Raw genomic sequence first — 13,940 nt, forward strand, 5'->3', positions numbered from 1 at the left:
ACTGTTGGTTAGACGTCCACGGTCTCGCGGCTCGGGGCCACGGGTCGTGGTTCCGCCGGCGCCTCGTCGGCGCGGGACCTGAAGGTGCGCAGTCGCAGACTGTTGCTGACCACGAAGACGCTGGAGAACGCCATCGCGGCACCGGCCAGCATGGGGTTGAGCAGACCGAGCGCGGCGAGCGGGATCGCCGCCGTGTTGTAGGCGAAGGCCCAGAACAGGTTGCCCTTGATGGTGCCCAGGGTGCGCCGGGCGAGACGGATGGCGTCGGCGGCCGCCCGCAGGTCCCCGCGGACCAGCGTGATGTCCGCGGCCTCGATCGCCACGTCCGTACCGGTCCCCATGGCCAGCCCCAGGTCGGCCTGGGCCAGGGCCGGCGCGTCGTTGACGCCGTCGCCGACCATCGCCACGACCTTGCCCTCGCCCTGCAGCCTGGCGACGACATCCACCTTGTCCTTCGGCAGGACCTCGGCGATCACCTCGTCGATGCCCACCTCCGCGGCCACCTGCCGCGCCACGGTCTCGTTGTCCCCGGTCAGTAGTACCGGAGTGAGGCCGAGTTCCCGGAGCTGCGAGATCGCCTGGGCGCTGGTGGGCTTGATCTGGTCGGCGACCACGAGGATCCCCCGAGCCTGACCGTCCCACCCGACCGCGACGGCGGTCTTGCCACCGGCCTCGGCGGCGCGCTTCGCCGCCCGCAGGTCGGAGTCCAGCTCCTGTGACCAGTCGGCCAGCAGGGCCTCCCGCCCCACGACCACCGCGTGGCCCTCGACGATGCCCTGCACGCCGCGACCCTCGACGTTCTCGAACGACTCGGGTGTGGGCAGCATCCCCACCTGCGCCGTCGCGCCGGCCGCGATGGCCTGGGCGATCGGGTGCTCCGAGGAGTCCTCCAACGCCCCGGCGATGCGGAGCAGGTCCTCACGGCTGGTGCCCGCGGCGGGAACCGCGTCGACCAGGCTCATCCTGCCGCTGGTGACGGTGCCGGTCTTGTCGAGGACGACGGTGTCGATGCGGCGGGTGGACTCCAGGACCTCGGGGCCCTTGATGAGGACACCCATCTGGGCGCCGCGTCCCGTCCCGACGAGCAGTGCGGTGGGAGTGGCGAGCCCCAGAGCGCAGGGGCACGCGATGATGAGGACGGCGACCGCGGCGGTGAATCCGGCGCTGAGCGGGAAGCCCGCCCCGATCCACGCACCCAGGGCGGCGACCGCGATCGCGATCGCGACGGGGACGAACACTCCGGACACGCGGTCGGCGAGCCGCTGGATCTCGGCCTTACCGGACTGGGCGTCCTCGACCAGCTTGGCCATCTGGGACAGTTGGGTGTCGGAACCGACCCGCGTCGCCCGGATCACGAGCCGTCCGCCCGCGTTGACGGTCGCTCCCGTCACGTTGTCGCCTTCGCCGACCTCGACAGGAACCGACTCGCCGGTGAGCATGGAGGCGTCGATCGCGGAGCTGCCCGAGGTGATCACGCCGTCGGTGGCGATCTTCTCCCCGGGACGGACCACGAACTCGTCCCCGACCGTGAGCTCCTCGATCGCGATGCGCCGCTCGGCACCGTCGCGCAGGACCGCGACGTCCTTGGCTCCCAGTTCCAGCAGGGAGCGCGCCGCGCCCGCCCGACGCTTGGACCGCTTCTCGAAGTAGCGACCCAGGAGCACGAAGGTGATGACGCCGGCCGCGACCTCCAGGTAGATGTGTCCCAGACCGTCGCTGCGCGAGATGGTCAACTCGAAGGGGTGGACCACCCCGGGTTGCCCGGCCGTTCCGAAGAACAGCGCGACGATGGACCACAACAGAGCCGCGGTGGTGCCGACCGAGATGAGGGTGTCCATGGTGGCGGAGCCGTGCCGCAGGTTCATGATGGCGGCCCGGTGGAACGGGTACCCGGCCCACACCACCACGGGGGCGGCGAGGACGAGTGAGGCGAAGCCCCAGTAGTCGAACTGCAGCGCCGGGATCATCGCCATCGCGATGACCGGCACCGCGAGCAGGGCCGAACCGATCACGCGCTGGCGCAGGGTGCGCAGTTCGGCGTCCTCACGAGCCTCGGCGGAACCGTCGTCGCTGCCCTGGTCCTGCTCCTTGGCGACCTGGGGCAGGGCGGCGGTGTACCCGGTCTTCTCCACCTCGGCGATGAGTTCGGCGGGGTCGAGGTCAGCCGGTGCCGAGACCGTGGCCTTCTCGGTCGCGTAGTTGACGCTCGCGCTGACACCCTCGAGCTTGTTGAGCTTCTTCTCGATCCGCATCGCGCACGACGCGCAGGTCATCCCGCCGATCTGCAGCTCGACCTGAGACGAGTCCGGCGCGGTGGCGCCGTCGTGGGCCATCGTCATTGTTCTCTCCTTGGTTCTCAGCGGGCGTCGAGGACGAACCGGGCGGTGTGAACCTCCCCGTCCACCTGGAAGTCCAGGTAGAGCAGGTACCGGCCCGGGGTGGGCGCGGTCGCCGCGAACGCCACGTCAGGTCCTGAGGTGGCGTCGGGTTCGGGGTCGTCCCCGTGGGGGTGCACGTGGAGGTACCCGAGGTCCTCCTCGCGCAGGGCGACCAGGTGCCCGTAGGCCCCCAAGTAGGGTTCCAGTGAGGTGACCGGTTCGCCGTCGGATTCCACGGTCGCGGTCAGCGTGGATGGCTCGCCCGCGACGAGTTCGCCGTCCAGCGCGACCTCGAAGTCGTCGACCTCGGTCGTTGTGACCTCCCCGGCGGCCTCATCCGGTTCGAAGTCCCCGGCCACCGCGACGGTGGACGACAGTGTGGCGTCCTCCCCGGTGGCGGCCGGGACGAAGTCGGCGAACACACGGTAGGTTCCCGCGGCGTCCCACTCCCATGGGACGGACCACTCGCCGTCGTCACCGCGCTCCGGGTGTACGTGCCGGAAGCCCTCACCGTCATCGCGAACCACGATGAGGTGCAGTTCCTTCTCGTGTGAGAGCTCGAAGTCCGTCAGCGCCGCACCCTCGGGGTCGAGGATGGTGAAGGACAGGGTGCCGTCGTCGTCGGGTTCCCGTGGGGCCTGGACGTCGGCCAATCGGTAGCCGTCCTGCTCCAGCGTGAGACCGAGGCTGCCCGCCTCGTGTTCGGCGCCGTCGTCGGATCGCTCCCCGCCGTGTCCGTCGCCATCGTGGTCCTGGGTTTCCTCGGTCCAGTCGTCGGCGACCTCGTCGGGTACGACCGCGCCGGCCGTCGCGAACGACGCGGCGAAGACGGCCACGAGTGCCCCGCCGTAGAGCCCGAGTCGAGTGGGGGTGCGCATGTCAGGATCGCACCGCCTCGTAGCCGGCCTCATCGACGGCGGCGATGACGTCCGCGTCCTCGATGGGCTTGGCCGCCGTGATGACCAGTCGTCCGGTGGCGGCACTGACCTCGATGCTCCGCACGCCGTCGATCAGGCTGACCTCAGAACGGATCGCGGTCTCGCAGTGTCCGCAGCTCATTCCGGTGACGGCGAATTCGGTGGTGGACATCGTCGCTTCCCTTCTCGTTCTCGATAGGACCACTAAATACCCCAAGGGGGTATCTGTCAAGCCCTGTGCTTCGACTTCGGTTCCTTGCGGTGTCGAGCGCGCGGCGCACCCCCAGGAGAGTGGGGGTGTCGAGGCTGGTGGTCGCGTGTTGCGTCCGCCCGCCCAACGATGGTACCCCTATGGGGTACTTATACCCCCCAGGGGTACACCTCTGGTTTTATATACCCCCATTGGTATCCAGTGCAACCGAGAGGAACGCGTGATGTCCGAGTACCGGATCGTCGTCGTCGGAGCCGGTGCGGCGGGAAACGCCGCGGCCCGTACCCTCGCCCGAGCGGGCGTCGACCTCGAGGTCCACCTGGTGGCGGAGACCGACACCCCGCCCTACAACCGCACCCTGGTGAACAAGGGGGTGGTCGCGGGGCTCATCGAGCCCGACATGGCGGCCCTGCCGCACCCCGAGGGCGCCACCCTGTCCCATGACTCAGCGGTCGCGATCGACGCCGACCGGGCCGTGGTCACGCTCGAGTCCGGCATGGTACTCCGCTTCGACGCCGCCATCGTGGCGACCGGTAGCGCGCCCCGACGGCTCGACCCCGACACTCCGGGGTTGGCCGGCGCGGTCACGACCGGACGGGTACACACCCTGCACTCAATGACGGACGCGCGGCGCGTACGTGACCTCACCCGGTCCGTGTCCGGCCCGGCCCGGATCATCCTGCTGGGCGCCGGGCTCCTCGCGGCGGAGACGTCCGCCCTGCTGCGCCAGGACGGTCACGACGTCACGCTCGTCGCCCGCTCCGTTCTCCCGGGAGCGACAGTGTTCGGCGCGACGATCGCCGCGGAGCTCGCCGCCCTGCACCGGGAGCACGCCGCCACTCACTTCGGGCGCGAACCGCGATCCTTCGCCGTCGACGACACCAGTGTCACGATCACCCTGGACGATGGAACGCGCATCCACGGTGACCTGGCCGTCGTCTCCATGGGTACGGTCCCCACCGCACCGGAGCTTCCCGGATCGGCCGACGGAGTCGCTGTCGACGACCGGCTACGGCACCTGGCGCTCCCCGCCATCTACGCCGCGGGTGGCGTCGCAGTCCACCAGGGCGTCGACGGCACGACCTACCGCGTCGACCACTGGGACGACGCGTCGGCGCAGGGAACCCACGCCGCCCTCGCCCTGGTCCACGACCTGGGCTGGGGAGACGACCCCGGCCCCTACCGTCCGCGCAGTGGATACGTGTCCCGCGTCTACGACGCGACTTTGTCGGGAGCGGGTCACGTAGGTGTTGGCACCACCGAGCGGGTCGTCGCCCAGTCGCCGCCACTCGCGGTGCACGAACGGGCCGACGGCGTTCCGACGGGTGTGGTCGGACTCAACGCCGGATCCGAGGTGCGCGCGTGGGCGAGCCGGTTGCACACGCGCGGATGACCCCGGTTCCCGCCGCCGAGCGGGTCGCACCGCACCAAATCCGATACCCATACCGGGTAGTAGTGCGGATGCCGATACGGTGAGATACGTGCGAAGCGTAAGAACAGGGATGAGCGGAAGACTGGTCGGTGCTCTCGCGGTCGGCGTGATCACGCTGACCGGGTGCTCCTCGACGGATGCGGAGGGCACGGCCGAGGAGACCAGCGGCGGGGGCGAGCCCACGGAACTGCTGGCCGAACACGGACTGGACGGGCTCGACGGCACGGAGTTGGTGGACCGTCTCGACACCATGGCGGTGTCGGACCGCCCCACCAACCTCGTCGCCTCGGTCCGACCGGACTCCGTGATGGTGTCGGACGGGATATCCGATGCCGAGGTCGCGATCGACGTCCCCGACGATCTCTTCTACGTCTCCGTCGCCCCCTACGTCGACCAGACGCACGAGTGCTACTTCCACAGTCTGACCACCTGTCTCGGTGAACTCCGCGACGAGGAGGTCGAGGTGACCATCACCGACGACGCCACCGGTGAGGTCCTCGTCGAGGAGACCACCACCACCTTCGACAACGGCTTCGTCGGCTATTGGCTCCCCCGCGACATCGACGCCACGATCTCCGCGGCGCACGACGGAAAGAGCGGCGAACTCCAGATCGCCACCGGCGACGAGGACCCCACCTGCCTGACCGAACTGCGCCTCGCGTAGGGCGTCACGGTGCCCTCCCTCGCCGCGTGCGGAGGGCGGAGAAGAGCGGTGCCCCCCACACGACAGAGGGCCGTCGCGCCCATGGGAGCGACGGCCCTCGACACCTCGCTAGTGCCCGGAGGACTCCACCGCGGGTCGCTCCTCGGCGTCCCCGTCAGTCGCGGTGTTCCCGTCCCTGGTGACGGCGCTGACCAGGATCAGGCCCACCAGGGACCCCGCCATCCCGAACGCCACGTAGGGGACCTCCGTCCCGCTGGCGTGCGCGACCCCCGCCGTGGCGACGCCGGCGAGCATCCCGGCGACGGCGCCGGAGCGGGTGAGGAACCGGGTCCGGCGCAGCGCGAAGCCGACCAGGATCGGCATCAGCATCGCGGACACCGAGTAGGCGAACGTCATCACCAACCACTGCAGCGCCTGCTGGTAGAACACGGCCAGCCCCACGCCGATCGCCACCACACCCACCGACGCCCAGCGGGAGAGCGACAGCATCCGCTTCGGGTCGGCGTCCGGCGCGATGTGCTCCTGGTAGATGTCCTTCGTCAGGTTCACCACGACGGACTGCACCGCGCTGCTCGCGGTGGACATGATCGTGGAGATGATGAACGCGGCGAACAGGGCGAGCAGCCAGGTCGGGATCTGTGTGAGCAGCCACCCCATGGCCATCTCCGGATTGTCGAGATCCGGCTTGAGCGCGTGGACCGTCAGACCCATCATGCTCGCCCACACGAGCGCACCCAGGTAGAGCAGCGCCGCGACCGCGATACCGGTCCGCGCGCCGCGTGTGGAGTCGGCGGCGAACACCCGCTGATAGACCTGCTGGTTGGTCAGGTTGCCCGGCATCACGGCGAACAGCCAGAACAGGACCGTCACTCCGCCGACGGCGACCATGCCCTCGGGGAAGGAGACCGCCTCGGAGGGGACACTCGCCTGGATCACCGACCAGCCGCCGGCCTCGCGCATCGAGAACACCGTGGTGAGTACGGCGAGCACCAGCATGCCCACCCCGAACACGAAGTCCGTCCAGGCCACGGAGGTCAACCCCGCGGGGATGACGAACCCCAGGCAGAGCAGACCGAAGATCGGGATCAGGACCTTGACGGACAGCCCCGTGATCAGGGCGAACAGGTTGCCGAAGGCCACCAGGTTACTGATCAACCAGCCGAACGGGATGACGACCGACATGACGATAGTGATGACCGCCATCAGTCGGCTGGGCCCGTAGAGCTTCACCAGCACGTCGGGGAGTGAACTCATTCCGCCCTGGCGCAGCCAACGCGCCATGATGATCATGGGGATGAGCCCGATGGCGCTCAGCAGGCCATAGGTCACGGCCGACCAGCCGTTCTCGTAGCCGATGCCGACATGGCCGACGAGAACGCCGCCGCCCATGAGTGTGGCGAGCTGGGTGCCCACGACCACGTACATCGGCAGGGCGCGACCACCCGTCTGCCAGTCGGCCGCCGTCGAGTGTCGGCGCGCGATGACGAGTGAGAAGGCGACAGTGCCCAGGAGCACCACCGCACCCGTCACGATCACCACAAGTATTCGTGTGTCCATGGTTCTTCCTCAACGATCGTCTGGGGCCGACTCGGGACGTCCCAGTGGTTGTGTGGGGTGGTCGCCGTAGTTCGACAGCCACCAGTCAGCGATCTCGGCGCGGCCGGCCACCCACACTCGGCTGTCCGCGGCGGCGTGCTCCAGCACGGTGCGCAGGGCCGCCGTCCGGGCCGGATGTCCGGCGATGCGGGGGTGGAGTCCGATCGACATCATCGTCGGACGCTCCTCACCCTCCTCGAGCAGATAGTCGAGGTTGCTGATCGCGTACCGAACGAAGTCGTCCGGGCTGGCGTAGCCGGTGCCGCGGACGAACTTTCCGTCATTGATGAGCTGGGAGTAGGGAACGACCAGGTGTCGGGCTCCCCGCACCTCGGTGAAGTACGGAAGGTCGTCGGCGTAGGAATCCGCGTCGTACCGGAAGCCTCCGTGCTCGACGAGGAGCTCCCGGGTGTCCACCGAGGGCCCGTAGCGGCAGTACCAGCCGTCGGGGGAACGCCCCGTGGTCCGGGTGATGGACGTCGCCGCGGCCGCGATCCGGCGCCGTTCCTCATCCCGGCCCAGCCGCCACACCTTCTCCCAACGCCAGCCGTGGGCGCACACGTCGTGGCCCCGCTCACCGATCCAGTCGGCGAACTCGCGGTTGCGCTCCAGGGCCACCGCGGAGGCGAAGACGGTCACGGGCAGCGCCATCCGGTCGAACAGTCGGGCCAGCCGCCACACCCCGACGCGGCTTCCGTACTCGTAGAGGGACTCCACGGCGAGGTCCCGATGTCCGTTGGGGACGCCGTTGGGCAGATCGACCATGCCTTCGACCTCGTCGTCGCCCAGCGGCGCCGACTGCTCCGAGCCCTCCTCGTAGTTGAGCGCGACGTTGAGCGCCACCCGAGCACCACGCGGCCACGTGACGTCCGGAGCGTGACGTCCGTACCCCACGAAGTCGCGTACCGGTCCCGCCACCGACGCGTCGCGCAGCGGGTACGGCAGCTCAGGCATTTCAGGCTCCTTCGGCAGTCAGGGACTCGGGCAGCAGCAGCGGAAGGGGGGAAGGTAGCTCGCGAAGGTCCAGGTCGGGCGGGTCGGCGTGGCGCATGGCGGTAAGGAACAGCAACGCGGCGGCGACGGGCAACAGCGGGCTGTGCCAGGTACCGGGCGCCCACCACACGCCGACGCTGTCGGCGAGGAAGGCCCGGACGTCCTCTGTCTGGGGAGCGTCGGGATGGTTCCCGGCGACGACCAGGACATAGGGCCCCGGCCCGGTCGGCAGGAAGAACTGGGCGGTATGGAGATGCCGCTCCACCGCCCGGAGTTCGAGGGAGCCGGGTTCCGATCGCAGCAGCCCCACGTTCACTGGAGACGGGAGCGACTCCGAGGGCACCACGTGGTCCCATTTCCGTCCGGCGCCCCCGTTGATGAGACGGGACGGGCCTTCGGGCGCGACGACCCCGCCGAGCCCGCGCAGAGAGTCCGCGGTGAGGCGCTCGACCACCACCGGGGTGTCGACCGCGCCGGTCACAGGGATTCCTGGATGGTCAGTGCCGCCTCCCGCAAGGCGGACAGCAGGGACTCCGCCGCGTCGTCGCTCGGCGCGGACTCACTGACGCCCACGACACTGAGCGAGGCCACGACGCCGCCCTCGACATCGGTGATGGGGACCGCGCACGCGTACAACCCCGGGTCGAACTGGTTGCTGGTGAGGTCGTACCGTCGGTCGCGGACCACCGCCAGTTGTTCCTCCAGCGCGGCGGGATCCGTCGTCGCCCCGAGGAACGGCTCGAGCTCCCCCTGGGCGTAGTAGGCCCGCCGCTCCGTCTCCGGCATCGCGGCGAACAGTACCCGCGAGGTCGCCCCCGCGTGCAGGGGGAAGAGTTTCCCCTGCGGGGCGGAGATGGCGATGGGCCGCCCCGAGGACACCGAGTCCAGGCACACCGCCCACCGATCGGTCCGTACGGCGAGCAGCGTCGTCTCACCCGTGACCTGAGTGAGCCGCTGCATCGGCCCCCGGGCGACGCGCAACAGGTCGTTGTCGGCGCGCACGATGGCCGCCAACCGCAGCAGCTTCGGCTGCAGCCGGTACACCCCGTCTTCCCCGGCGTCGATGAACCCGGAGTCGCGAAGCACCTTCACACTCCGGTACACCGAACTCTGCGGCTGCCCCACCCGCTCGGCGATCTCACCGACGGTCAGCGCCCGATGCTCGTAGTCGAAGGACTCGAGGACATCGAGTAGGCGTTCGCTCGCGCTCATCCAGGCCCCAGACGTTTTTGATAACTGATTCTCAGTTATCAATATGCGGCAGGATGTGGCCCAGGTCAAACGGGTGGCGGACGTGGAACACGCGGGAGAGCGTCAGGGGGTGCGCGGGACGCCTGTGGACGCACGGTTTCTGGGCACGCTTCGCTCGCCCGTGGCGGGGGTTCAGCGCAGGGTGCGGTGACCAGGACGACCGCGTCGACGTCCCGTGGCGGGCCGCGTCGACAGTGACGGGACGCGGCCAGAGGGACTGGGGCGGGTAGGTGGAACGCCCTGTAGGCGTGTTCGTGGCCGACGATGACGGCCGGCGGTGCGGGAGAGCTGGGAGCTACTTTCCGGTGCTGGGGCCACCACGCTTGGGCCGAGATTCCGGCGCCAGCCGCGGCTGGGTGGGTTCGGTCCGCCGCCTCTGTGGCTCCGAGCCGGGGCCCTTCGAACGGCGTTCCAGGGCGTCGCCAACCCCGTGGGGTGTGCCGGGGGGCAGGCCCCTCTTCGGACCCTGGTCACGCTGCGGTGCGCTGGGCACGGGCGGGATGGTTGTCGGCGCCTCACCGGGCCCCAGTGTCGGCCCGTCGAGAGCGGGCGCGGTGTGGCCAGCGTTGTCCTGTGTTCCGACGAGCGCCGGGTGAGCGGCCGGTAGCTCCCGCCCGTCCGGGCCCTGGACGGAGTGTCGGGCGGTGCCGGCGGCCGCCGTGGCCATGGCCCTTTCGACGTAGGCTACGGAGTCCGTTGGGGTGTAGTGGCTGAGACGTTCCCGGACCACGTGCCCCGCTTCCTGGTACTCGTCGAAGTGGTCGTACATGTGCATCATTCGATCGGCGACGACGGTGTGCCGGGGCTGTCCAGTCGCCTCGACCGAGCCCATAACGGTGCCTCGCAGACTGTGGGTGCCGGCATCGTCCATCACGAATAGGTCGGCTACACCAGCGTCCATGCGGTTCGGGTCCGAGAGCAGTTCCGCGAAGCCGTTTCCCACTCCCTTGGCGACGATGACGGGACGGCCGGTGATCGCGTACTCGTGCGCGGCCTGGCCGTAGGACTCGCTCTCCGACAGCATCACCTGTGCGTTCGACGCGGCGACGGCCCGATCCACCTCTGTCGAATCCCTGGTGAACTCGTTGAGCGTGACTCGGTCGGTCAGCCCCAGCTCCTGGACGGTGGCCTTCAGGTCCGCCGTGTACCGCTCTTCGAGCGCGTCCTCCGGGGTTATTCCCTGGAGGGTCAGTCGGATGTCGTAGCCTTCCGCCACCGCTGCCGCCAGCGCGTGCACCGCCTCGTGCGCACCCTTGTTCTCATCGTGCATCCGGCCCAGCATGATGAGTTCCAGGGGTTCGCCGCTGTTGGGTGTCCATGGCCGTGGTGCCTCGGTGGGCGTCTCGAACCCAGGGATGAACTCGTTGATCGGTGGGAGGGGCTTGTCCGGAGCCACGGCGGTGGTCAGGCGTACGGCGTCGTTCGTTGACTTGCCGCCCTGGGTGATGAGGACGTCCGACTTCGCGAAGATCTTGCCGGAGTCCTCCGCGCGTCGTCGCCCCAGCTCCGGAAGCCCGTCAGCGACGCATATCGGCTCTGGGTCGATCGTGACGAACGAGGCCAGGGCCGCGTTGGGGTAGTACCGATCCCTCAGCTCGATCGCGGTCCAGCCCGTGACGTCCTGGTGACTGTAGATCGCGTCGTAGCCGGCGGGGTCGGTGGGGAGACCGATCTCGGCGGGGGAGCGGAGCTCGAGGTGCGCGGAGAAGCGGGCCTGCAGCTTGTCGAAGAACTGCTCGTTCCCGTCCTCGATCTCGCGCACGGTACCGGCGGGGAGATCTCGGTCGTGGAGTTCGATCTTGGTGATCTTCCGCTCGTCGTACGCCTCGGTGTCACCGAGCGTCATCAGCGTGACGTCGTGCTGGTCCGACAGGGCGGTCATGAGGGAATGGGTGTCCTTGAGCGCGCCATTCACCACTTCTCCGGAACCGATGACGAAGAGGTAGCGACCCATGATCAGTCCTGTTCTAGGCAAGCGACCCAGAGTGTGATCGGCGCTGTTCGTCCACTGGCACCTGGGTCCTCATGACGACGGAGGAGAGCGGCCTCGGGCGACCGGGTGGCGAACCCCCGTCGCTCGCCTCGCGTGTCGGACCGACGGAACGATCTTGAGGTGAGGGCCGAGAGCAGGGTACTGGTCCCCGCTGGCGGGGGGTTGAGCACCCCTCCGTGAGCGGCTTGGCTACGGCGTTCGGCCGTCGTCCGGGGCGGGAGGTTGGTCGATCTGGGGTCGTGCGCTGTCGTCTGGGGTCACCGCCGCGTCCGGCTCCTCGTCTTTCACTGGTTCGGAGACGGTCGTCGTCTTGGGGGCTTGGGCGACCGGGGGGTTGGGGGCGGTGTCGCCCGTGAGAGCGACGGCGGCGAAGGGGATGGCGAGCGTCGCCGCGGCCGTGGTGACGGCGACGGTGGGGTGGGTGCGCAGCCAGCGCATGGTGGTGGCCGCGGAGACGATGCCCGGAATCCTGGGTTTGGGGCGGGAGACGTACCAGTTTGAGTGTGGCCGTTCGGCCAAGTCGCTGGAGGGCAGGACCATGATCCTGTCCAAGGCCTGGCGTCGGAGCCACCATTCACGCAGGGCGTATCCAAGCGGTAGCGTGCTCGCCACGAGCGCAAAAGCCGTGATGAGAGCGGCTTCGGGCATGGTGCGGGTTCCGTTCTGTCGTCGCTTGCGCGCCCTGTCCGATCGAGCATCCTCCCCGTCGCGCGTCAACTTCGAAGAGAAGACAGAGTGCTGACGGTTCGTGATCACATTGTTACATGACGGCGTCATGATGGGGCGCATGTGAATCGCGGGGGGCATTTTTCCCGAATGGCCCTCACGGTGGCTCACGATGCGTTATAACCGATATTTCGATGTCATCTCGCGCCCGGATTATTACTATTCGTAATCTTGCGAATACGGTCCGAAGTGAGTGATGCTTGAGCAGGACGGACGCTGAATGCGGACGCTCTAAGGGAGGGGAAAGTCGTGGTGAGGCGGCTCTGTGCCGTCTGGGTGCTGTCCGCGGCTGTCCTGTTGGGGGGAATGTGGACGACGTCGCAGTTGGCGGCGGAGTCCTCGGAGCCGACAGGTTTCACAGTCACGGACGAGGAGCCCAGCGGCGACACACTCGCTGGTCCAGGACGAGGACGAGGAGGTTGGAGTTGGTGGTAACCGACTGATGGGAGTTCAGTCGGCGCCCGCGTAGACGGGCAGGCCCAGGGAACCACGGTCGAGCGAGTCGACTACCGCCGCCGCGGCGCCCTGGGCCGCGGCTCCGAAGCCGAGAGTGGATGTCTCGATGACGTGGGACCCCTCGGCGGCCGCGATCGCGTGATCACCGACCGCGGCCCGGCACGACGGCAGCAGCCAGGGAGCGAGCGGCACGAAGTAGCCGCCCAGGATCACCACGCGGGGGCTCACCAGGTTGACCAGCGTGGCGATGCCTCGCCCCAGCCACCCTCCGGCGTCGCCCAACGTCTCCACCGTGGTTCTCTCGCCGGCCGCGGCCCGCGCGGCCACCAGCTCCACGGTCCGCCCGAGTTCCGCCGCGGAACGTGGCCCGGTCGTGGGTGCCACGTCCTGCGGCAGACACCCGCGTACGATCGTGTCGATCCCCGCCAGTGCCTCCAGGCAGCCATTCCGCCCACAGCCACACCGGGGGCCATCCACCACCAGGGGTATGTGGCCGATCTCCCCACTGTGTCCCGAGTGGCCGCGCAGGAGCCGGCCGCCGACGAGGATCCCCGCCCCGATACCCACCTCACCCGTCAGATACGCCAGGTCCGGGGTACCGGCGCGGTGGCCGTGCCGGTACTCCGCGATCGCGGCCAGGTGCGCGTCGTTGTCCACGAAGACCGGAACACCGCTCGCCGAGGTTCGGAGTCGCCGCGCGAGGTGTTCCCTGAGCGGGACGTCGCTCCACTTGAGGTTGGGCGCGGTGGTGACCGTGCCGTTCGTGGCGTCGATCAGCCCCGGGACCGCGACCGTCACCCCGATCGTCGCGCGGCGCGCGAGCGAGGGCTCCGCCTGGGTCTCCACCACGAGTTCGGCGAGGCGCTCCGCGCACGCCCGTGGTCCACTTCCCACGGCGTCGAAGGGCTCGTGCCGGCTCACCAGGACCCGCTCCGTGAGGTCGATCGCGACGAGCGTCAGGTAGTCGACGTTCACCTCCAGCCCGATGGCGCACGTCCAACGATCGTCCAGCGCCAACTGGATCGCCGGACGGCCCACCCGCCCCTCGCTGCTGCCCACCTCACGCACCACCCTGTGCTCGATGAGCTGACCCACCAGGCTGGAGACCGTCGCCTTGGTCAGGGTCGTGGTCGCGGCGACCTCCGCTCGGGAGCAGGGGGCGGCACGGCGGATCGCGCGCAGCACCACTCCGAGGTTCGCGGCGCGGACGTCGTGCGCGCCGACGGGGCCAACCGTCGAGAGTCCCGTCATCGCCGTGATCGACCCCCAGAAGATATTGACGACGAGTTTGTTCAGAGACAAAACTAATAGGCGTCCAGGGCA

The 13,940-nt window shown here is 69.1% G+C and carries 12 protein-coding genes; 2 read left to right on the forward strand and 10 right to left on the reverse strand.

What is annotated here, in order from left to right; all coding sequences use genetic code 11:
• Nucleotides 1-8 precede the first annotated feature (8 nt).
• From J4H86_RS21675 to J4H86_RS21685, 3 genes are read right to left on the reverse strand one after another with little or no spacing between them, the layout of a single operon-like run.
• Nucleotides 9-2,339 (reverse strand): heavy metal translocating P-type ATPase, encoded by a 2,331-nt coding sequence (locus J4H86_RS21675; protein WP_394356405.1) that lies wholly within the window; start codon nucleotides 2,337-2,339, stop codon nucleotides 9-11.
• A 17-nt stretch (nucleotides 2,340-2,356) separates the two neighbouring features.
• The gene (locus tag J4H86_RS21680) at nucleotides 2,357-3,256 is read right to left on the reverse strand and encodes a hypothetical protein (protein ID WP_236539838.1); all 900 of its coding nucleotides are present in this window, start codon (nucleotides 3,254-3,256) and stop codon (nucleotides 2,357-2,359) included.
• A gap of 1 nt (nucleotide 3,257) precedes the next feature.
• Nucleotides 3,258-3,467 (reverse strand): heavy-metal-associated domain-containing protein, encoded by a 210-nt coding sequence (locus J4H86_RS21685; protein ID WP_236539839.1) that lies wholly within the window; start codon nucleotides 3,465-3,467, stop codon nucleotides 3,258-3,260.
• A gap of 262 nt (nucleotides 3,468-3,729) precedes the next feature.
• On the opposite strand from J4H86_RS21685, the gene J4H86_RS21690 reads away from it, so the two are divergent.
• A complete protein-coding gene (locus J4H86_RS21690; protein WP_236539840.1) occupies nucleotides 3,730-4,899 on the forward strand; it encodes an FAD-dependent oxidoreductase in 1,170 nt (389 codons plus the stop codon).
• Between the two features lie 109 nt (nucleotides 4,900-5,008).
• Nucleotides 5,009-5,602, forward strand: a complete 594-nt coding sequence (locus J4H86_RS21695; protein ID WP_236539842.1) for a CueP family metal-binding protein — start codon at nucleotides 5,009-5,011, stop codon at nucleotides 5,600-5,602.
• A 108-nt stretch (nucleotides 5,603-5,710) separates the two neighbouring features.
• On the opposite strand, the gene J4H86_RS21700 is transcribed toward J4H86_RS21695, so the two are convergent.
• From J4H86_RS21700 to J4H86_RS21730, 7 genes are all read right to left on the reverse strand, one after another.
• Complete coding sequence (locus J4H86_RS21700; RefSeq protein WP_236539844.1) at nucleotides 5,711-7,159, reverse strand: sodium:solute symporter family protein; 1,449 nt, start codon at nucleotides 7,157-7,159, stop codon at nucleotides 5,711-5,713.
• Between the two features lie 9 nt (nucleotides 7,160-7,168).
• Nucleotides 7,169-8,152: a polysaccharide deacetylase family protein gene (locus tag J4H86_RS21705; protein WP_236539846.1), complete on the reverse strand. Its 984-nt coding sequence runs from the start codon at nucleotides 8,150-8,152 to the stop codon at nucleotides 7,169-7,171.
• 1 nt (nucleotide 8,153) lies between these two features.
• On the reverse strand, nucleotides 8,154-8,672 hold the full coding sequence (locus J4H86_RS21710; protein ID WP_236539847.1) for an ureidoglycolate lyase: 519 nt from the start codon (nucleotides 8,670-8,672) through the stop codon (nucleotides 8,154-8,156).
• Nucleotides 8,669-9,403 (reverse strand): IclR family transcriptional regulator, encoded by a 735-nt coding sequence (locus J4H86_RS21715; RefSeq protein ID WP_236539849.1) that lies wholly within the window; start codon nucleotides 9,401-9,403, stop codon nucleotides 8,669-8,671. Before J4H86_RS21715 ends, J4H86_RS21710 begins: the two co-directional genes overlap by 4 nt.
• A 334-nt stretch (nucleotides 9,404-9,737) precedes the next feature.
• Complete coding sequence (locus J4H86_RS21720; RefSeq protein ID WP_236539851.1) at nucleotides 9,738-11,417, reverse strand: glycosyltransferase; 1,680 nt, start codon at nucleotides 11,415-11,417, stop codon at nucleotides 9,738-9,740.
• Between the two features lie 207 nt (nucleotides 11,418-11,624).
• Nucleotides 11,625-12,083: a hypothetical protein gene (locus J4H86_RS21725; RefSeq protein WP_236539852.1), complete on the reverse strand. Its 459-nt coding sequence runs from the start codon at nucleotides 12,081-12,083 to the stop codon at nucleotides 11,625-11,627.
• A 528-nt stretch (nucleotides 12,084-12,611) separates the two neighbouring features.
• Nucleotides 12,612-13,919 (reverse strand): ROK family protein, encoded by a 1,308-nt coding sequence (locus J4H86_RS21730; protein WP_330932443.1) that lies wholly within the window; start codon nucleotides 13,917-13,919, stop codon nucleotides 12,612-12,614.
• Nucleotides 13,920-13,940: the final 21 nt, after the last annotated feature.

Source organism: Spiractinospora alimapuensis (genome assembly GCF_018437505.1).
Taxonomy (GTDB): domain Bacteria; phylum Actinomycetota; class Actinomycetes; order Streptosporangiales; family Streptosporangiaceae; genus Spiractinospora; species Spiractinospora alimapuensis.

What these genes read in the sequence shown, in the direction of transcription:
- J4H86_RS21675 (WP_394356405.1), bottom strand. Translation starts at nt 2,339, where the DNA reads ATGACGATGGCCCACGACGGCGCCACCGCGCCGGACTCGTCTCAGGTC.
- J4H86_RS21680 (WP_236539838.1), bottom strand. Translation starts at nt 3,256, where the DNA reads ATGCGCACCCCCACTCGACTCGGGCTCTACGGCGGGGCACTCGTGGCC.
- J4H86_RS21685 (WP_236539839.1), bottom strand. Translation starts at nt 3,467, where the DNA reads ATGTCCACCACCGAATTCGCCGTCACCGGAATGAGCTGCGGACACTGC.
- J4H86_RS21690 (WP_236539840.1), top strand. Translation starts at nt 3,730, where the DNA reads ATGTCCGAGTACCGGATCGTCGTCGTCGGAGCCGGTGCGGCGGGAAAC.
- J4H86_RS21695 (WP_236539842.1), top strand. Translation starts at nt 5,009, where the DNA reads ATGAGCGGAAGACTGGTCGGTGCTCTCGCGGTCGGCGTGATCACGCTG.
- J4H86_RS21700 (WP_236539844.1), bottom strand. Translation starts at nt 7,159, where the DNA reads ATGGACACACGAATACTTGTGGTGATCGTGACGGGTGCGGTGGTGCTC.
- J4H86_RS21705 (WP_236539846.1), bottom strand. Translation starts at nt 8,152, where the DNA reads ATGCCTGAGCTGCCGTACCCGCTGCGCGACGCGTCGGTGGCGGGACCG.
- J4H86_RS21715 (WP_236539849.1), bottom strand. Translation starts at nt 9,403, where the DNA reads ATGAGCGCGAGCGAACGCCTACTCGATGTCCTCGAGTCCTTCGACTAC.
- J4H86_RS21725 (WP_236539852.1), bottom strand. Translation starts at nt 12,083, where the DNA reads ATGCCCGAAGCCGCTCTCATCACGGCTTTTGCGCTCGTGGCGAGCACG.